The organism is Donghicola mangrovi, from assembly GCF_013377535.1.
GTDB lineage: Bacteria > Pseudomonadota > Alphaproteobacteria > Rhodobacterales > Rhodobacteraceae > Donghicola > Donghicola mangrovi.
Window position 1 is genome coordinate 45,932 of sequence record NZ_JABCJE010000006.1, and the last position, 17,397, is coordinate 63,328.

Annotated in this window: 18 protein-coding genes; 9 read left to right on the plus strand and 9 right to left on the minus strand. The window is 60.8% G+C overall.

The window, feature by feature from the left end; genetic code table 11:
• The 3 genes from HJ536_RS13310 to HJ536_RS13320 form a co-directional block, all read right to left on the minus strand.
• Complete coding sequence (locus tag HJ536_RS13310) at positions 1-837, minus strand: carbohydrate ABC transporter permease (RefSeq protein WP_072704501.1); 837 nt, start codon at positions 835-837, stop codon at positions 1-3.
• Between the two features lie 5 nt (positions 838-842).
• A complete protein-coding gene (locus HJ536_RS13315) occupies positions 843-1,718 on the minus strand; it encodes a carbohydrate ABC transporter permease (protein WP_177158082.1) in 876 nt (291 codons plus the stop codon).
• Positions 1,719-1,841: 123 nt separating this feature from the next.
• Positions 1,842-3,275: an extracellular solute-binding protein gene (locus tag HJ536_RS13320; protein ID WP_177158083.1), complete on the minus strand. Its 1,434-nt coding sequence runs from the start codon at positions 3,273-3,275 to the stop codon at positions 1,842-1,844.
• Positions 3,276-3,492: 217 nt separating this feature from the next.
• Between HJ536_RS13320 and HJ536_RS13325 the strand changes: the two genes are divergently transcribed.
• Genes HJ536_RS13325 through HJ536_RS13355 form a run of 7 tightly spaced genes read left to right on the plus strand, consistent with a single transcriptional unit; the run spans position 3,493 to position 9,921 of the window.
• Positions 3,493-4,476, plus strand: a complete 984-nt coding sequence (locus HJ536_RS13325; RefSeq protein ID WP_177158084.1) for a sugar-binding transcriptional regulator — start codon at positions 3,493-3,495, stop codon at positions 4,474-4,476.
• Positions 4,477-4,501: 25 nt separating this feature from the next.
• Entirely contained in the window at positions 4,502-5,386 is an 885-nt protein-coding gene (locus HJ536_RS13330) for a sugar phosphate isomerase/epimerase family protein (RefSeq protein ID WP_177158085.1), read from the plus strand.
• Between the two features lie 18 nt (positions 5,387-5,404).
• The gene (locus tag HJ536_RS13335; RefSeq protein ID WP_177158086.1) at positions 5,405-6,397 is read left to right on the plus strand and encodes a tagatose kinase; all 993 of its coding nucleotides are present in this window, start codon (positions 5,405-5,407) and stop codon (positions 6,395-6,397) included.
• Positions 6,397-7,677, plus strand: a complete 1,281-nt coding sequence (locus HJ536_RS13340) for a D-tagatose-bisphosphate aldolase, class II, non-catalytic subunit (protein WP_177158087.1) — start codon at positions 6,397-6,399, stop codon at positions 7,675-7,677. Before HJ536_RS13335 ends, HJ536_RS13340 begins: the two co-directional genes overlap by 1 nt.
• A 12-nt stretch (positions 7,678-7,689) precedes the next feature.
• Positions 7,690-8,421 carry an SDR family oxidoreductase gene (locus tag HJ536_RS13345; protein WP_177158088.1) on the plus strand — a complete coding sequence of 244 codons (732 nt, stop codon included), beginning with the start codon at positions 7,690-7,692 and terminating at the stop codon, positions 8,419-8,421.
• Between the two features lie 27 nt (positions 8,422-8,448).
• The gene (locus HJ536_RS13350) at positions 8,449-9,177 is read left to right on the plus strand and encodes an SDR family oxidoreductase (protein WP_177158089.1); all 729 of its coding nucleotides are present in this window, start codon (positions 8,449-8,451) and stop codon (positions 9,175-9,177) included.
• Between the two features lie 9 nt (positions 9,178-9,186).
• Positions 9,187-9,921 carry a GolD/DthD family dehydrogenase gene (locus HJ536_RS13355; protein ID WP_177158090.1) on the plus strand — a complete coding sequence of 245 codons (735 nt, stop codon included), beginning with the start codon at positions 9,187-9,189 and terminating at the stop codon, positions 9,919-9,921.
• Between the two features lie 4 nt (positions 9,922-9,925).
• Here the strand turns inward: HJ536_RS13355 and HJ536_RS13360 are convergent, their stop codons facing one another.
• Positions 9,926-11,062: a DUF4087 domain-containing protein gene (locus tag HJ536_RS13360; protein WP_177158091.1), complete on the minus strand. Its 1,137-nt coding sequence runs from the start codon at positions 11,060-11,062 to the stop codon at positions 9,926-9,928.
• Between the two features lie 662 nt (positions 11,063-11,724).
• Here HJ536_RS13360 and HJ536_RS13365 point away from each other — a divergent pair.
• The gene (locus HJ536_RS13365) at positions 11,725-12,255 is read left to right on the plus strand and encodes an RICIN domain-containing protein (RefSeq protein ID WP_177158092.1); all 531 of its coding nucleotides are present in this window, start codon (positions 11,725-11,727) and stop codon (positions 12,253-12,255) included.
• A gap of 54 nt (positions 12,256-12,309) precedes the next feature.
• Here HJ536_RS13365 and HJ536_RS13370 read toward each other — a convergent pair whose 3' ends face one another.
• A complete protein-coding gene (locus tag HJ536_RS13370; protein ID WP_177158093.1) occupies positions 12,310-13,239 on the minus strand; it encodes a DMT family transporter in 930 nt (309 codons plus the stop codon).
• 94 nt (positions 13,240-13,333) lie between these two features.
• Here HJ536_RS13370 and HJ536_RS13375 point away from each other — a divergent pair, with 94 nt between their 5' ends.
• Positions 13,334-14,104: an AraC family transcriptional regulator gene (locus HJ536_RS13375; protein ID WP_177158094.1), complete on the plus strand. Its 771-nt coding sequence runs from the start codon at positions 13,334-13,336 to the stop codon at positions 14,102-14,104.
• A gap of 51 nt (positions 14,105-14,155) precedes the next feature.
• Here the strand turns inward: HJ536_RS13375 and HJ536_RS13380 are convergent, their stop codons facing one another.
• From HJ536_RS13380 to HJ536_RS13395, 4 genes are all read right to left on the minus strand, one after another.
• Positions 14,156-14,632: a hypothetical protein gene (locus HJ536_RS13380; protein ID WP_177158095.1), complete on the minus strand. Its 477-nt coding sequence runs from the start codon at positions 14,630-14,632 to the stop codon at positions 14,156-14,158.
• A gap of 112 nt (positions 14,633-14,744) precedes the next feature.
• Positions 14,745-16,091, minus strand: coding sequence for an FGGY-family carbohydrate kinase (locus HJ536_RS13385; RefSeq protein ID WP_177158096.1), 1,347 nt, complete (start codon positions 16,089-16,091; stop codon positions 14,745-14,747).
• Positions 16,088-16,402: an L-rhamnose mutarotase gene (rhaM, locus tag HJ536_RS13390; protein ID WP_177158097.1), complete on the minus strand. Its 315-nt coding sequence runs from the start codon at positions 16,400-16,402 to the stop codon at positions 16,088-16,090. Before rhaM ends, HJ536_RS13385 begins: the two co-directional genes overlap by 4 nt.
• Entirely contained in the window at positions 16,402-17,397 is a 996-nt protein-coding gene (locus HJ536_RS13395) for an ABC transporter permease (RefSeq protein ID WP_177158181.1), read from the minus strand. The genes rhaM and HJ536_RS13395 overlap by 1 nt, the downstream gene beginning before the upstream one ends.

Sequence of the window (17,397 nt, forward strand, 5' to 3'; positions counted from 1 at the left end):
TTAGCCTTTCACTGCGCCAAAGGTCAGGCCCGCCACGATGTGCTTTTGCACAAGGCCAAAGACGATCAGGGCCGGGATCAGGGTAAAGACCGAAATGGTCGCCATGATGCCCCACTCGGTGCCCGTGGTGGTGACGTATTCCGACAGGCCTGTCGTCAAGGTGCGGGCGTTAAAGTTCGTCAAAGTCGCGGCCAGCAGGTATTCGTTCCACGCAAACACCCAAGTCAGGATCAGCGTGACGGCAAGACCGGGGCGGCAGAGGGGGAAGACGATCTCGGTGATGACTTTCCAGCTCGAGGCACCGTCCACATAGGCGGCTTCGTCCAGTTCCTTGGGGATGCCGTCCAGCGTGGGGCGCAGGGTCCAGATCGCGAAGGGCAGGTTGAAGGTGCAGTAGACCAAAATCATGCCGATCCGCGTGTCCAAGAGGCGAAAATCACCGACCGCGTAGACTTGGGTCATCAAGAGGAACAGGGGCAGCAGGAATACGGCGGGCGGGGCCATCCGGTTGGTGATGGTCCAGAAAAACAGGCTTTCCTTACCGGCCATTTTGAACCGCGACAGGGCATAGCAGGCAAAGAACCCGAGGATGGTACACAGCAGCGCGTTGCCCGTGGAGATCACCAGCGAGTTCACCATGTAGCTGCGCAGCAGGCGATCGCCCCAGACCTTGGCGTAGTTGCCCCAATAGGGGTCCGACAGGATCACATCAGGGGTCGAGAACAGCTGCACCGCCGGTTTCACCGAGATGACAAACAGCCAGTAAATCGGGAACAGGGTCAGAAAGCTGACAAGGCTCCAGAAGACGATGGCAATGATCGGATTGTTCTTTTTCATCGCGCTCAGTCCTTCTTGTTACGGGGGGCCAGCATGGTGACATAGAGCAGCCAGCACGCGACGATGGTGAGGTAGAGGACGATGACCGAGATCGTTGATCCGTAGCCGTAGTTCGTCTTGGGGAAGACCTCTTTGAAGATATGCACGCCCACAAAACGGGTGGCCGATCCGGGGCCACCACCGGTGAGCATCCAGACCTCGTCCACGGTGCGCAGGGCGTCCATCAGGCGGATAAAGACGGTGGCCACAACGGCGGGGGCGATCATCGGCACGGTGATGTGAAAGAAGATCTGGCGTTTGTTCGCGCCGTCGATCTGGGCTTGCTCGAACGGATCAGGGGGCAGGGACACCAGCGCGGCAATCAGGGTCAGGGTGACCAGCGGGGTCCAGTGCCAGATGTCCATGATGATGATCGTGGTGAACGCGGCCACGGGCGAGGTCCCGATGTTCACGGTGATCCCGAACCATTCGTTCAGGTAATGGGGGATGATCCCGATGGACGGCGTCATCATCAGCTTCCAGACCGAGCCCACGATGATCGGGGCCATGATCAGGGGCAGGGTGTGAATGGTGCGGAAAATGGCCTTGCCGGGGAATTCCTTCATAAAGGCTTGGGCGAGGATATAGCCCACGACCAGCTCGGAAATCACCGCGAACAGGACGAACAGTACCGTCACGCCGACCGAGTTCAGAAACTCTGCGTCAAAGACGATTTTGCGGAAGTTGTCCGCCCCGTTGAAGATCATGTGGGGGTCAGCGGCGAACGGGTTCCATTGGTGGAACGACACGTAAACCACGTAAATAAAGGGCAAAACGCCGAAGAAGAACAGAATGGCCAGCGTCGGCGCCAGCAAAATCCATCCCAGTCTGTTGGATTGCATCGTCATGCTCCCTGTAATGTTCGATGCGCGAAAATGCTCCGGCGCGCAGCTGCGCCGGTCAAAGGGGGCCGCCACCCCATAGGGGAAGGTGACGGCCCTTGGGCTCGCGATTGGGAGGATCGCTTACTTGCGGTAGCCCAGTTCGGTCAGGGTCGCTTCGGCGATCTCGGCCATCTGGTCCAGACCGTCGCTGACGCTGACGTCACCGGTCAGGATCTTGTAGAAGGTCGGGGCCACGGCCTCGCGCAGCTGCGCGTGGAACGGATAGGCGGGCGCGCCAGCGAACAGGTAACCCTTGTCCTTCAGCATGTCGTAGTAGCCGCCAAGCTCCTTGTTCATGTCCTGAACCTTGGGGTCGTCATAGGTCGCGGTATTGGTCACGCGCGGCGCTGCAACGGCCCAATCGGGCTGGACTTCGTTCTGACCGATGTATTCCAGGAACAGGGCTGCCGCCTCTTTGTTCTTGGAGGTCGAGGGCAGGCCGAACGCGCCGCCGTCATAGTAGCCGATATAGCCCTCGCCCGCTTCGGCTTCGGCCAGAACACCGTCGGACAGCGGGGGCAGGGCGACGCCCACTTTGCCCACGACCAGCGATTTCTCGGGGTCCGAGGCGATCCAGCCCGCGTTTTCACCATACACCAGACCCTGCGCCGCACGGCCCGCGCCAAAGGTGGTGCCGACCTCGGTCCAGGTGGACTGGTTCGATTCAGGCGGCGCGTACTGGCGCAGGTCCAGCCACCACTGAAGCGCCTCTTTGGCAGTGTCCGAGTTCATCTCGCCGCCGTTCGCAACCGATGCGGCGTAGTTGTTGTCGGCCTTGATGCCCCAGTTGTAGATGCCAAAAGTCGGCGCGATGGTTTCGACGTATTCGTACCACGATGCGGGGTGTCCGGTGTGGCCCTGAACGGTCGCGCCCCACAACTGAAGGTTGTTTTTCTGTCCGTAATCGTAGAAGAACTTGGCGATCTCGGTGTACTCTTCGTGGGTGGTCGCCGGGGTCAGATCACGGCCGGTGGACTCTTTGAAAGCGGCCTGAATATCGGGGTCCCCGAACAGGTCGGTGCGGTAGAGATAAATCTTGATAAAGGCTTCCATCGGGATGCCATAGAGGTGCCCGTTCGACCCTTTGAAGTAGTCCGCGAAGGTGGTGAAATTGCCTTCGTCATAGGTGGGGGCCTTCAGCTCGGGGTGGTCCGCCAGTAGCTGGGTGGTGTCGGTCAAGAAGTCCCGTGCCAGATACGAATAGATGATATCCTGTTCGATATACACCATGTCGTAAATACCTGTTCCGGCTTCCATATCTTTGATCGCCTTGTCGAACATCTGGTCCCACGAGGTGGTCTCGATATCGACGCGAATACCGGTCAGTTCTTCGAACTGGGGCGCCAGAACTTCGCGGATATAGAGCGACGGCGGCGACGATTCCGTCACGCCGCGCAGGGTCACGCCCTGATAGGGGGCGGCGGCCTCTTTCCAGAATGCATCATCGGCGTTCGCCATGCCTGCCGCAAAGGACAGAGCCAGCGCGGACGCGGCAAGCTTGAATACGGTGTTCATGATTTTCCTCCCTTGGAATTCGGGCTTCCAGCGCGCCCCAAGCACACCAATGCGTTGAGTCGCCCTGCCTCCCCGCCGCAATTCATGCATTTGTAAACTGATTCATGCAAGTGTTAAAATTTCAAATGTTGGGATTGCCATACATATGTTTTGTATGTCATCGTGTGCTTCGATGCAGTAAGCGGCAACGCACCGCATCAAGGAGGAAAGTCGAACCATGGCACGCGAGCTGATCGAGGACAGCGAAGCCTTCATCACGGAGGTTTGCTGGCACTACTACGTGAACGAGATGACCCAGGCCGAAGTCGCGCGCCTGATGGATGTCACCCGTTTGCGGGTAAATCAGGCGATCCAGCGGGCGCGTCAGTTGGGCATGGTTAAGATCCAGATCGAGTCCCCCTTCACCACGCGGATCGAGATGCAGGAAAGCCTGAAAAGCACCCTTGGCATCGACCGCGCGGTGGTCACGCCCGCGAACCGCGATGCCTATGATTACCACCAGCCTACGGGGGCGGCGCTGGCCGCTCTGCTGACGGAACGCCTGCGGGCGGGGGGCTGGTCGTCGTTCGGAGTGTCGTGGGGCTTGACCTTGGATGCGGCGATTGCCCGTCTGACCAAGCAGAACCACCCCGATCTCGAGGTCGTCTCGATCCTCGGGGGGACGGCGCAGGGATCGTCGTTCAATTCATTCGGGATCGCGTCGGGGTTCGCGCGGGCTTTGGGCGCGCATTATTCGATCCTGACCGCCCCGATTTACCTGTCCGAGGGGCTGGACCGCGATCTGTTCCTGTCCCAGTTCGCCCTGCGCGAACATTTCCAGAAGTTCGATAATCTGGATGCGGTGCTGCTGACCTGTTCGAACGTGTCGAACAAGTCGTTCCTCGTCAGCCACGGGCTGCCAAACGAACTGACCCCCGCCAGCCTGATCGAACAGGGCGCCATTGGCGACGTTCTGGGGCAGTTCCTGGATAAGGACGGCAACTCCGTATCCAAGGCTGTCGATGACCGTGCGGTGGGCATGCTGCTGGAAAAGGTCCAGCGCGTGCCCGAGAAAATCATGGCCGCCGCTGGCCCTCACAAAGTTGAAATCATCCGTGCGGCCTGCAAGCGCGGGCTGGTGGATACCTTGGTCACCGACGATGTGACCGCCGAATTACTGATGTCTGCAGAATTATCTGACGCACCACCGACCGCCAAATAGCGGTCGTTTCGGGAGGAAAACTGGAATGAAACGCCTTGGAATACACTCCTTCGTCTGGACGGGAGGCCAGACGCAAGAGGGTCTCGAGATGGCGCTCGAGAAATCGGCCGAGCATGGTTATCGCTGCATCGAGTTCGCCTATCTGCGCCCCGAACTGTTCGATCTGGACCGGCTGGCCAAGAAGAGCCAGGAATTGGACGTACAGATCGGCGTGACCATGGGTCTGCCCTTGGACAAGGACGTCTCGTCCGAGGACCCCGATGCCGTCGCCGCAGGCAAGGCCATGCTGGCCGATGCCGTGCGTGCTGTTCGTGACGTGGGCGGCGATAAACTGGGGGGCATCCTCTATTCCGCGCATACCAAGTATAACCGTCAGCCCACCACGGATGGTTGGAAGAACTCTGTCCAAGCGATCGCCGAGACGGCTGAAATCGCGCAGACCGCTGGCGTTGATCTGGTGCTGGAACTGGTGAACCGCTTTGAAACCAACCTGCTGAACACCACCGCGCAGGGGCTGAAGTTCATCGCTGAAACCGGCAATGACCACGTTCGCCTGCACATGGACACCTTCCACATGCAGATGGAGGAGGCCAACTTGGCCGCCGCGATCCGTATGGCGGGGGACAAGATCGGCTACTTCCACATCGGGGAATCCAATCGAGGTTACCTCGGCGATGGCACGATCGACTGGGATCCGGTCTTCGATGCGCTAGTCGAGATCGGCTACAACCGCGACGTGGTGTTCGAAAGCTTCTCGACCGCGATCGTGGACGAAGGGCTGTCGCTGGCCTGCGCCATCTGGCGCGACACATGGACTGAAAATGACCCTTTGGCCGCCCACGCCAAGCAGTTCATCGAACTGAAATGGGCCGAGGCCGAACGCCGCCGCGCCACCAACATCCGCGCCTGATCCGCAGGACCATCCGACATGACTGACCAAACCAACCTAGCGCCCGACGCGCTGGGACCGACCCTTTGCATCGGCGAGATACTGGCCGAGATCGTGGCAACCACCACCGGAGAGGGGTTCTTGGACCCCGTTCCGATGGTGGGGCCGTATCCTAGTGGCGCACCCGCGATTTTTATCGATCAGGCGGGACGCATCGGGGGATCGGCCGCCATGGTGGGGTCCGTGGGCAATGACGACTTCGGTCGCGTGAACATCGCGCGGCTGGAACGGGACGGCGTTGACGTGAGTGGCATTCGCACGGACTCGGTCTTGCCCACGGGCACCGCCTTTGTCCGCTATCGCCCTGATGGGGCGCGGGATTTTGTTTTCAACATGTGGACCTCGGCGGCGGGGGCTTTGGGCTGGACGGAGGACGTTCAGGCGGTCTGCGCCCGAGCGGGCCACCTGCACGTCATGGGCACTTTGCTGGGGCATCAGTCGATCTGGGAAATCACCGAACGCGCCGCAACGATGATCAAGGCGCGCGGCGGCACGATTTCCCTGGACCCCAACATGCGCAAGGAACTGCGCGGGGATGGCGAAACCGGCCGCCGGTTCGCGCAGATGGTGGGGATGGCGGACCTGCTGCTGCCCTCGGGGGATGAACTCTATCTGGCGGCTGATTTGACCACGGATGCTAGAGAAGAGGACGCGTTGGAACGCCTATTCCATTTTGGCGTCAAAGAGGTGGCAATCAAACGCGGGGCGCAGGGATCAACCTGCGCACTGCCCAATGGGGCCCGCACCCACGCGCCTGCCTTTGCGGTCACGGAAATCGACCCGACCGGTGCGGGCGACTGCTTTGGAGGGGCCTATGTGGCGTGCCGCCGCCTCGGGATGCCGCCCGAACAAGCGCTGACCTATGCCAACGCCGCAGGGGCGCGGAACGTCACCTTCCGTGGCCCGATGGAGGGCGCAGGCACCCGCACCGAACTGGACCAATTCATTTCAGAAACAAAGCGATTGACCTGATGCCCCTAGCTCTGACCGACCTCGCGCCGCGGTATCACAGCGGCGAGCCTGCCGGAATTACTTCGGTCTGTTCCGCCCATCCCTTGGTGCTGCGCGCGGCCCTCAGGCACGGGCGCGACACCGGCGCGACCGTCCTGATCGAGGCGACCTGCAATCAGGTGAACCACCTTGGCGGCTATACCGGCATGACCCCCGTTGATTTCGCTGCGATGGTCTATGATCTGGCCGAAACTGAAGGCTGTCCCCGCGATCTGATCGTGCTGGGGGGGGATCATCTGGGGCCGAACCCTTGGCGCCATTTGCCCGCCGATCAGGCGATGGAACAGGCTGCGCAGATGGTCGCCGCCTATGTCGCGGCGGGGTTCGGTAAGATCCATCTGGATGCCTCGATGGGCTGTGCGGGCGAGCCCGAGGCGCTGGACGACACCGCCACCGCCCACCGCGCCGCCCGTCTGGCCCGCGTGGCCGAGGACACCGCGCAGGCGCAAAATCTGCCCGCGCCCCACTATATCATCGGTACCGAAGTCCCGCCTCCCGGCGGCGCGGACCACGAGCTGACCACAATCGCTCCGACTGCCCCAGATGCGGCCCGCCAGACGCTGGCGATCCACCGGCAGGTGTTCACCGAACAGGGGCTCGAGGCCGCTTTCGCCCGCGTTCTTGGGCTGGTCGTCCAACCGGGCGTCGAGTTCGGCAACAAGAACACGATCCTCTATCGCCCCGAGGCCGCCAAGGGCTTGACCGCCGTGCTGGACGACACCCCTCAGGTGATCTTCGAAGCACATTCCACCGACTACCAAGGCACCGCCCCCTTGGCCCAACTCGTCCGCGACGGGTTCCCCATTCTGAAGGTCGGACCGGAACTGACGTTTGTGCTGCGAGAGGCGCTCTATGCCCTCGACCTGATCGCCAGTGATATGCTGCCCGACTATGGCGCGCGGCCGCTCTTCTCCGCGATGGAGGCGCTGATGACCCGCCAGCCCGCCAACTGGGCCCGCCATTACCACGGGTCCGAGGCCGAGCAGCGCGTCCTGCGCCATTATTCCCTGTCCGACCGCATCCGCTATTACTGGACCACGCCCGAGGCACAGTCGGCTGTCCAAACACTGCTCGATGCCCTGCGCGGCCATTCCGTGCCGCTGCCCCTGATGTGGCAGCACTTGCCTGCCGCCGCCCGCTTTGCCGGAGCGCCGCTGGACCCCGAAGACCTGCTGATCTGGCGCGTCACCCAGAGCCTTCAGACCTATCACGCCGCCTGCACCGGTGCGGCCCATCGTTAAAGGATTTCCCGAATGTCCCAAGATTTTCAGGGCAAACGCATCATTGTCACCGGCGCAGGCAAAGGCATCGGCCGCGCCTGCGTTCAGGAACTGTCCCGCCGAGGTGCCACCGCCATCGCCATCGCCCGCACCCGGTCCGATCTGGACAGCCTTGCCGCCGAGACGGGGTGCGAAACCATATCTGCCGACCTGATGGACAACGCTGCCGCCCGCACCGCGATGGGGCAGGCGGGCCTTTGCGATGGCTTGATCAACTGCGCCGGGACCAACGTGTTGGAAACCGTGCTGGAGATGACCGACGAAGGCTACGAGACCGTCATGGGCATCAACCTGCGCGCGGCCCTGATCTGCGCTCAGGAATTCGCCCGTGCCCGCGTGGCCGCTGGCGGCGGCGGGGTGATCCTGAACGTCACATCGATCGCGGGGCATCGGGGCTTTGACAGCCACATGGTCTACGCCGCCTCCAAAGCGGGGCTAGAGGGCGCGACCCGCGTCATGGCTCGCGAGCTTGGCCCGCACGGGATCCGCGTGAACGCCGTGGCTCCGACCGTCACCATGACCGAACTGGCCGCCGCCGCATGGTCCGACCCTGCTGCCAAAGACCCGATGATGGTTCGCCACCCTATGGGCCGCTTTGCCGAGGTCGAGGACGTCGCCCGCTCCATCCTGATGCTGATGGGGGACGACGCGCCCATGGTCACTGGCGCGGTCCTGCCCATCGACGGCGGCTTCCTTGCCGTCTGAACCCGATTTTATCTATGGAGAACTGAAATGGCTGAACGCCTGAACGGAAAAATCGCCGCCATCACCGGTGCGGCCTCTGGCATTGGTCTGGCGACCACCCGCGCGCTGCTGGCCGAAGGGGCCACGGTCGTGATGGTCGACCGGGACACCGCTGCGCTGGATAAACTGGTCGCCGAGCTTGGGCCCAACGCCATCGCCCAAGTCACCGACCTGCTGGACACTGCCAGCTGCGATGCGATGGTCCCTGAAATCCTAGAAAAAGTGCCGCATATCGACATCCTTTATCTGAACGCAGGCACCTATATCGGCGGTGATCTGGACGAGACGAACCCCGCCGCCATCGACCGGATGCTGAACCTGAACGTCAACGCGGTGATGAAGAACACGCTGGCCGTTATCCCCCATATGAAGGACCGCGGCATCGGCGATATCTGGGTCACCTGCTCGGTCGCGGGGCATAGCGCCATCGCGTGGGAGCCTGTGTATTCCGGTTCGAAATGGGCGATCACCTGTTTCGTTCAGACCATGCGCCGCCAGTTGCGGACCCACGGTATTCGTGTGGGACAGGTGTCACCCGGTCCAGTGATCTCTGCTCTGCTGGCGGATTGGCCCGAAGAAAACCTGCGCAAGGCCAAGGAAAGTGGTTCGTTGATTGACCCCGAAGAGGTCGCGGACGCCATTGTCTTTGCCCTGACCCGCAAGCGGACCGTGACGATCCGCGATCAGGTGATTTTGCCCACGAACTTTGACATCTGAGGTGACGCGATGACTGATTTCACCGGTAAATCCGTTCTGCTGACCGGCGCGGCCGGTGGGATCGGCGTTGCGATGGCAGAGGCTTTTGCCGCTGCCGGGGCGCGTCTGGCGCTGGTTGATCGGGCCGATTGCACTGGGATGATCGCGGACCTGCCGGGGCAGGGGCACAGCGCGTGGACGCTGGACCTGACCGACGCGGATGCCATCGCGCGCACCGTTCCCCTGATCGGGCAGGCCGCGGGCATCGACATCCTGATCAACAACGCGGGCCTAGGCGTGGTCGCCCCCGCCGAGGAGCAGTCGGTCGAGATGTGGGACCTGACCCAGACGATCAACCTGCGCGCGCCGTGGCTGATGGCGCGCGCGGCGTTTCCGTTCCTGAAGGCCAGCGGGGCAGGCCGGATCGTCAATATGTCCAGTCAGGCAGCCCTGGTTGCGATTGCCGAACACGCGGCCTATGGCGCTAGCAAGGCGGGGCTGATCGCCCTGACCAAGGTTCTGGCGCTGGAATGGGCGCAGTACGGGATCACGGTCAACGCAATCTCGCCAACGGTTGTCGAAACTCCCATGGCCCTTGTCGGTTGGAGCGGCGAAAAGGGCGAACAGGCCAAGCGCGACATCCCCGTGGGCCGCTTCGCCCGCCCGTCCGAAATTGCCGCAGCCGCGATGTATCTGTGCTCGGATCAGGCGGGGATCATCAACGGCGAAAATCTGGTGGCGGATGGCGGTTACACCATCCGCTAGGGGGCTACTTGGGTAGCTTTTTGTCGCCCGAGCAGGCCTTGAGCGGCTTTTGCTGGAATTTGGCGACGTTTTGCACATTGGGGCCAGCGTGGGTCATGTCCAGACATCCGCAATAGCGGGTCACCCGTACGCCTTGGTCCTGCGCATAGGACGGGTCCGACCGGAGCGCCCCAAAGGTGCTCAGACCAGCCACCTCGACCCCATTCGTGGTCAGGGGCCAAACTCGCTCTGCATCGGTCAGTTCCACGGTCATCGGCGCGGGGCCGGCAAAGCTGAGCCAACCACAGCGCCGGTCGGTCACGGCAGGCTGCGTCAGGTCAGCGGCGGGTTGGTACGTCAAGGTGTTTCCGCGCGGCAGATAGGTCAGATCCAGCCGCGACGGCTCTAGCGTGACCGCATAACAAAGGGGGGCGGCCGCATCCCCGACGGCCAGAAACCCTTCGGGGGCGATAGAGGTGCGGCCGTCGCAAGTCTGCTGGAACCACGCTGGATCAGAGGACAGCACCTGTCCGTCATAGCTCGATATCATCAGGTATCCCGAGCCAAAGCTCATGAATTCAATCACTTCCTTCGTGTCTGTCGTCGACTGCCAGCGTCCGACCATTTGCGCCAATTGAACCGCCGTGTCCGGCGAGGGCGCGGGGACAGAACCCGTCTGACCCTCCGGGAACAGCCCCCAACTGCGCCCCGCCCCGACAAAGTCGATGCCGTTGATATGGGGCCAGCCGTCGCCCTCGGGCGGCGTGTCGACCACAAGCATCATCTGGTCGAACTGCTGGCGATCAATGCTCAGAAGCGGCTCTAGCGTATGCCACTGACCGGTGGTGTTTTCGGGCGCCGAGGCCTCGGCCTTGATCTGGAAGAGTTGATTGTCGCTGATTTGCGTGTCGCAGGAGGTCAGATGAAGCTCGTGTTCGACCAAGCTCCCATCCAGCGTCAGGCAGAACCCATCGCCCTTGGCCTTGGAGGTCAACGCATAAAGTTGCAACTGTCTCGCGGGCAGCGTCACGGGAACCAGATGCCAAAATTGGGTATCGCTGTCATGGCATGGCGCCATGACGGGCGTCATATCCAGCCAGCCGCCTTGCAGCAGATCAAGGCAGGCCTCGGTGCCGAACCTAGCAAATCCTCCGTTTTTCATCCTGAAAAACTCCTGTGAAATATCCTGTAAACTGCTTTGTGCGGAAGCTGCTGTTCCGATGGTGAGGGCTGATGAAATCAAAAGGAATTTTGCGAGTGGATGCATTTGGAATTTGCTCTGGAAAATGTGTGGTACTTTTTATTACGTGCTAAATTTGGTGAAGACGTTGTGGTTTGCCTTTGGAATTCGGTTCGATAGGTATGTTGTTTCGTGTTGGTGGAAATAGGTTTTGGCGTTTCACTCATCATGGTTGGGAATGTTTTGTTGCACAACACTCTTTCGACCATCTTTGGGGTGCGTAAGGTTGGTCTATCTGGATCTCTATGAATGGCTCAGAGATACACCTATATTTCTGTCGGTTATTTGCGTATTTTTGATTTATTGGCTTAGTCGATCTGTATTGTCTTCAGGGGTGCCCTCGGCTTTGTAGGGAGGCTCGGATTGGCCTTGGTTTTTTGTCCTGAGGGCTGGATTTAATTCAGGATTTTCGTTCCGAATTCATGAATTAAATGGGTAATTCATATATTCAAGATATGTCATCCTTTTGTCATGATTTCTGCAAAACATTTCCCCTTGTTAAAAAATAAAACTGGCATCTAAATGCATTAGCGAATCCAGAAAAGTTCGCATTTACCAAGGTGACATTTATTAGAGGGTCTATAATGTCTTTTGTTTTCAAAGTGACTGCTGCCGCTGTTTTGCTTTCTGCGGCCCTGCCCGTGTGCGCAATGGCCGAAGGTTTCCCCGAAGGCTATTTCAAAATGACCACGATGTTCCGCGAAGGGAACAACGAATGCTACGAGGGCAACCAGCGCGCAGGCTCGATGAATGGCGCGGCTTTCATGGACAGCTGCCAGAACGTCAGCGGCCAGATCTGGAAGGCTACCCCCACCGGTGACGGCTACTACAAACTGACCACCCAGTTCCGCGAGCCCATGAACGAGTGCCTCGAAGGCAACCAGCGCGCCGGTTCGATGAACGGCGTCGCCTTTATGGACAGCTGCCAGAACGTGACCGGCCAGAAATGGAAGGCTACTCCGGCGGGCAACGGCTATTACAAGCTGACCACCCAATTCCGTGAGGGCGAGAACGAGTGCCTCGAGGGGAACCAGCGCGCAGGTTCGATGAACGGCGGTTCGTTCATGGACAGCTGCCAGAATGTGTCCGGTCAGCTCTGGAAATTCGTCCAGTAAACAGCGGACGGCGCGGGCCCTGATGTCAGGGCCCGACCATGCTGCCTGATGGCGTTATGAACACGGGGCAGGGGCTGGTTTTCGCGACAAAAACCACTCCTGCGCCTGCACGATGGTCATACCGATCAAGACCATGACCCCTCCGAGCAGGAATTCGGGCGTGATGGGTTCCCCCAGCAGCAACGCCCCGAAGGCGACACCGAAGACGGGTGTCATAAAGCTGAGCACCCCAAGCCGGGACGAGCGATAGACCTGCAGCAGCCCGAACCAAACCAGAAAGCTGATGCTGCACACGATCAGGGTTTGGAACGACAGGCTGGCCAGAACCATCGGGGTCGGTGTGATCCCCGCGCGGCCGGTGACAAAGCATACCCCCAGCGCCATCATCGCGGCGACGGACAACTGGGCAATCAGGGTTTGCGTGGGCGGCGCATCAGCCACGCGGGTTGTGCGGATCACGACCGTTGTCAGGCCCCAGCACAGCCCCGCCGCCAGCCCCAAAAGGTCTCCGATCACCATGCCCCGCGTGACGGAGGAGGCGGCACCAAGCTCGGGCAGCAGAAAGATCGCCGCCACGCCGCCAAATGCAACGGTGACTCCGACCCACTGGACCACCGACAGACGTTCATCGGGCTGCGCGATATGCAGGCCGATCGCCGCAAAGATCGGCGCCGTATAGAGGAAGACCGAGATATGGGAGGCCGTGGTGAACCGCAGGCCCTCGGCCACCAGTAAGAACTCTGACGCGAACAGTAGGCCAGCCAACAGGCCGGGCCCCAGAAAGATGCCGCGGTGCCAATTGTCCCGCCGCCACAAACGGCTGAAGCCCCAGACCAGCACCGCTGCGATGCCCGAGCGCACCCCGATCTGCATCAGGGGATCCACCGAACCGGCCACCACTTTCATCGAGGTCTGCTGTAGCCCCCAAATCATGCAGAGAATGACCATCACGCCGATCACTCTGGAATCAATAGGCTTTTTCATGAATGCACCTGTCATTGGCAAATTGGCCCTCTATCTATTCTGGCAAAATGGGCGCATATAGCGCGTATCCGCCAATCGATATCTGCAGGCAGTCATGACATCGCCCCACCTGCGCCAACCGCCCTTTCGCGACCGCTTGCCCGCGCCGGTTTTCTTTCGGCTCGAGAGCATGCCCGCGAACGGCTCCTATCCCCAGATGCGCCACCCGTGGGGCGAGTTCGTCTATTCCTATTCCGGCGTGACCGAACTGCGGACCGAGGACAAGCACCTGCTGGCGCCGCCTCATATGGGGTTCTGGATTCCCGAGGGGGCCTTGCAGTTGGGGTTCAACCGGCGCGAAGTGGTGCACATTTCGGTCTATATCAGCGCGGATTTGTGCGGGGATATGCCGGATCACACCTGTTCTTTGGTCGTGACGCCCTTGTTGCGGGCGATGCTGGACACCCTTAAAGAGCAGGTTTTCGACGGGTCGGACCGGCAGAGCCGTTTCCTGCGGGTGCTGGTGGATGAGTTGGCAAATTGCACCGTGACCGACAGCTTTGTGCCTGACAGCAGTGACCGGCAACTGGCCCGCATTCTGGATGTCCTGCGCGATAACCCTGCCGATCCGCGCAGCAACGCGGACCTGGCCAAAGCCTTTGGCCTGAGTGAGCGCACCCTCTTGCGGCGCTGCGAGCGGGATTTAGGGATGTCGCTGACGGAATGGCGGCAGCGCGAACGGGTGGTTCACGCGATTTCCCTGCTGCAACAGGGGCAGACGGTCGAAAGCGTGGCGCTGGATTTGGGCTACGGGACGGCGTCGGCCTTTATCGCGATGTTCCGGCGGATCACCGGCATTACGCCTGCGCGGTTCGTGGGGCGGTAGGTCAGCACCCTTTGGGGGACAGGGCAGGCTCTGAAGCCTGCCCCGAAGAATTTACTGGCCGAACAGTCCGCCGACCGCGCCTGCGACGCCGTTCATCACCTGAGTGGTCGGATCGTATGCATCAAGAGTGTCGATGACCCACTCTGCGCCCTGATCCCGCAAACAGCCGCGTGCGTTGCCACGGGCGACTTGCTTGGCTGCTTTCAACAGGACAAAGGCGCCACCAGCTGCGCTGCCTGCGACCAGCAGGCCGACGTCATATTCGTCTGCGCGGTCGATCATGCATCCGCTGCCAACCGAAAGTGCATTTACGACTTCGCTCGGAAGTTGTCCTGCAGCTTGATCAATGGCCCATTTCGCATCATCGCGAACATCCGCAAAGGCAGCCGAAGAGAGCACGCTCGCGGCGATCGCGGCGCAAAAGACATTTTTAAGCATCTGATTTTCCAAAATAAAAATGCGTGCCTTCGATGGAATCAATATCGCAAAGCACGCGCCTCCTTTGCTGCAATCTGCAGAATGCTTCAACGCAATAACGATTCCGTGATCGATGTTTCAGAAAATATTTCACGTCTGAGGTGAAAAATTATGCAAAACAGGAGCGCAAATATTTTGGGTTCTACGGCTGTCGGTTCGCGGACTACTGGCGAACTGCTTTGCGCCATTCATCAGCGTAAGACCTGAGGGCGTCGCCCTGTAGAGGTTGGCTGTGCGAACTCAGCTTCGGTGGATGCGATTTGCCCGCCAGCATGGCCGCGCCGACAGACGTGCCGGTCAGACTGGTGGCCACCTGCACGCCATGGGGCGACAGGGCAGCCAGCATGTCCAGATAGTCGGCGTTGCGGGCAAAGGGGCCTTCGACGATCACAGGGCCTTGGGCACCGGCCAGATCAAGGCATTCGCGTGTCATCAAGGCCAGATACCATGACAGGGCGACCAGACGGGGACCGCCCGTGGGTTCGGGGCCAATCCACGCTATTTGGCGGTTCTGGAAGGGGCCCGAGGAGGGCTCGACCGAAGGCAGCAGCAAGATGCCGTCCAGAACGGTGGCGCGGTCGGCATCGGTGGGGGCCGCGTGGACGGGCCGGATCAACTCGTATTCCCGCCCGCCCATGAAGCGTGCTGACGGCACGGGCTGCCCCAGCGCATTGGTGTTCACCAGCACGTCCCGGGCAGGGTCCAGATCACGGGGTTCTGTCCCGATGGCCATCGCCACGACCCAAGTGCCGGTCGAAACGACAGCAAAGGGGGCTTCTTGCCCTAGATAGGGGTAAAGCGAGGCATTACTGTCGTGTATTCCACAGGTTACGGGGATGGGGCGGGTAAACCCGATCTCGGCCGCGAGTGCGGATGTGACATGTCCCAGCACCGCATCCGACCGCATCGCGGGGGCCATGACGGTGCTCAAACCCAATGCCCCAACCAGCGGTGAAAAAGTCTGCTCGAACGGGTTCCAGAGGTCCGTATGACAGCCCAAAGAAGTCACGTCGGTCGCCAACGTGCCGGTCAGCAAGTAGCCCCAATACTGGGGATAGGTCACGAAATGGGCCAACCGATCGCGCAGCCCGTCTTGGGTTTCCAGCAGCCAATGCAGCTGCGCCCCAAGGTTCAGGCCCATGGGCAGACGCGGTGAACCGGTCGCGGCGAAATCGGGGCGCAAGGCGTTGTAATCGATGCTCAGGTCATCGGGGCCGGTATGCTCGTAGTCCAGCATCGGGCAGGCGAGGCCACCGGTTTCGTCCAGCAGTACGCCTGATGCCCCGTGGGTGGTCACCGAAATCGCGTCGATCCCGTGGGTCTGGTGAAGCTCCCGAAGGGCGGCGCGAAAGAACGCCCAATGCCCCTCCAGATCGAAATGGGGATAGGGCGGGCCGGGCAGGACTTTGTTCGGGCGCGTGACCACGGCCACTTCGGACATCGTGGTGCTGTCGACCAAGGCCAGCTTGGCGTTGGTCTTGCCCACGTCGATGACGGCAATGTGGCTCATGGCAGGTGAAACACCGTTTCCAAGGGGATTGCGACCGGCTCATTATCGGGGTGGGTTTCCATGATGTCAGCCATGTGGGCCCACCATTTTTGCATCACCGGATGCGAGGGCAAGTCAGCCATCCCGTGATCTTCGCGCCGCCACAGGACCCCGAACAGGACCCGCGTTTCGGCGTCATAGTGGATGGAATAATCGGCAACGCCAGCATCCTTGAGCAGGGTCACCAGCTCTGGCCAGATCTCGTCATGGCGGCGGCGGTATTCGTCCAACTGCCCCTCATTCAGGGTCATGCGAAAGGCATACTTCTCCATCACTTGGCCCCTTTCAGCTTGGCGAACAGGCGCGGCAGGGCGATCACACCGATCAGCAGCGCGCCGATAAAGATCGACATTACGATCCCCGGCACGTTCAAAAGCCCCAGCCCGAACGTCACCAGCCCCATGACAAACGCCGCGATCACAACGCCCGGAATGGTGCCAGACCCGCCAAGGATATTGACCCCGCCAAGGACAACCATGGTCACCACCTCCAGTTCCATCCCCGAGGCGATAGAGGGCCGCGTGGACCCGAGACGCGAGGTCAGGCAGACGGCAGCGATCCCGCTCATCAATCCGGTCAGCATGAACAGGGTCAGCTTCACGCGGCCCACCCGGATGCCCGAGAACATCGCGGCGGTCGCATTATTCCCCACCGCATAGACGGCGCGGCCAAAGTTGGTTTTGTGCAGGATAACCCCGTAAACAACGGCCAATACGGCAAAGATCACCAGTTCGACCGAGATCACCCAGAACGCATAGCCTTGCCCGAATACCGCAAACCCCTCTGGGTAGCCGCGGAAGGCTCCGTCCCCCAGCACGATATAGCTGATGCCGCGAAACAGGCTCATGGTGCCGATGGTCACAACGATCGAAGGCAGGTTGAACCGCGTCACAAGCACGCCGTTGAACACTCCGCACAAAAGACCCGTCACCAGCCCCGCCAGCACGATCATCGGCGTGCCAAAGCCCGCCTGCATCACCATCCCCATAACTGTCGAGGCCAGCGCGATGATCGACGCGACCGACAGATCGATCTCTCCGGCGATGATCAGCAGGGCCATGGCAAAGGCAATCATGGCCTTTTCGGTAAAGTTGAAGGTCGCGTCGCTCAGGTTCCAGGCGTCCAGAAAATAGGGCGAGGCAAAGCTGTTCAGGATGAAAATCCCGACGGCAACCAGCAGCAGCAGGGCCTCCCAACTGCGCAGGATGCGCTGGGTCGGGGTGGTCAGGCGGTCGGGGATGACGCGTGTTTTGATGTGATCAACCAT

Excerpts from the sequence above, each read along its gene's own strand:
- HJ536_RS13375 (WP_177158094.1), top strand. The coding sequence starts at position 13,334 with ATGACATCGCCCCACCTGCGCCAACCGCCCTTTCGCGACCGCTTGCCC.
- HJ536_RS13325 (WP_177158084.1), top strand. The coding sequence starts at position 3,493 with ATGGCACGCGAGCTGATCGAGGACAGCGAAGCCTTCATCACGGAGGTT.
- HJ536_RS13365 (WP_177158092.1), top strand. The coding sequence starts at position 11,725 with ATGTCTTTTGTTTTCAAAGTGACTGCTGCCGCTGTTTTGCTTTCTGCG.
- HJ536_RS13350 (WP_177158089.1), top strand. The coding sequence starts at position 8,449 with ATGGCTGAACGCCTGAACGGAAAAATCGCCGCCATCACCGGTGCGGCC.
- HJ536_RS13385 (WP_177158096.1), bottom strand. The coding sequence starts at position 16,091 with ATGAGCCACATTGCCGTCATCGACGTGGGCAAGACCAACGCCAAGCTG.
- HJ536_RS13395 (WP_177158181.1), bottom strand. The coding sequence starts at position 17,397 with ATGGTTGATCACATCAAAACACGCGTCATCCCCGACCGCCTGACCACC.
- HJ536_RS13335 (WP_177158086.1), top strand. The coding sequence starts at position 5,405 with ATGACTGACCAAACCAACCTAGCGCCCGACGCGCTGGGACCGACCCTT.
- HJ536_RS13355 (WP_177158090.1), top strand. The coding sequence starts at position 9,187 with ATGACTGATTTCACCGGTAAATCCGTTCTGCTGACCGGCGCGGCCGGT.
- HJ536_RS13345 (WP_177158088.1), top strand. The coding sequence starts at position 7,690 with ATGTCCCAAGATTTTCAGGGCAAACGCATCATTGTCACCGGCGCAGGC.
- HJ536_RS13320 (WP_177158083.1), bottom strand. The coding sequence starts at position 3,275 with ATGAACACCGTATTCAAGCTTGCCGCGTCCGCGCTGGCTCTGTCCTTT.
- HJ536_RS13360 (WP_177158091.1), bottom strand. The coding sequence starts at position 11,062 with ATGAAAAACGGAGGATTTGCTAGGTTCGGCACCGAGGCCTGCCTTGAT.
- HJ536_RS13370 (WP_177158093.1), bottom strand. The coding sequence starts at position 13,239 with ATGAAAAAGCCTATTGATTCCAGAGTGATCGGCGTGATGGTCATTCTC.
- rhaM (WP_177158097.1), bottom strand. The coding sequence starts at position 16,402 with ATGGAGAAGTATGCCTTTCGCATGACCCTGAATGAGGGGCAGTTGGAC.
- HJ536_RS13340 (WP_177158087.1), top strand. The coding sequence starts at position 6,397 with ATGCCCCTAGCTCTGACCGACCTCGCGCCGCGGTATCACAGCGGCGAG.
- HJ536_RS13330 (WP_177158085.1), top strand. The coding sequence starts at position 4,502 with ATGAAACGCCTTGGAATACACTCCTTCGTCTGGACGGGAGGCCAGACG.
- HJ536_RS13315 (WP_177158082.1), bottom strand. The coding sequence starts at position 1,718 with ATGCAATCCAACAGACTGGGATGGATTTTGCTGGCGCCGACGCTGGCC.
- HJ536_RS13310 (WP_072704501.1), bottom strand. The coding sequence starts at position 837 with ATGAAAAAGAACAATCCGATCATTGCCATCGTCTTCTGGAGCCTTGTC.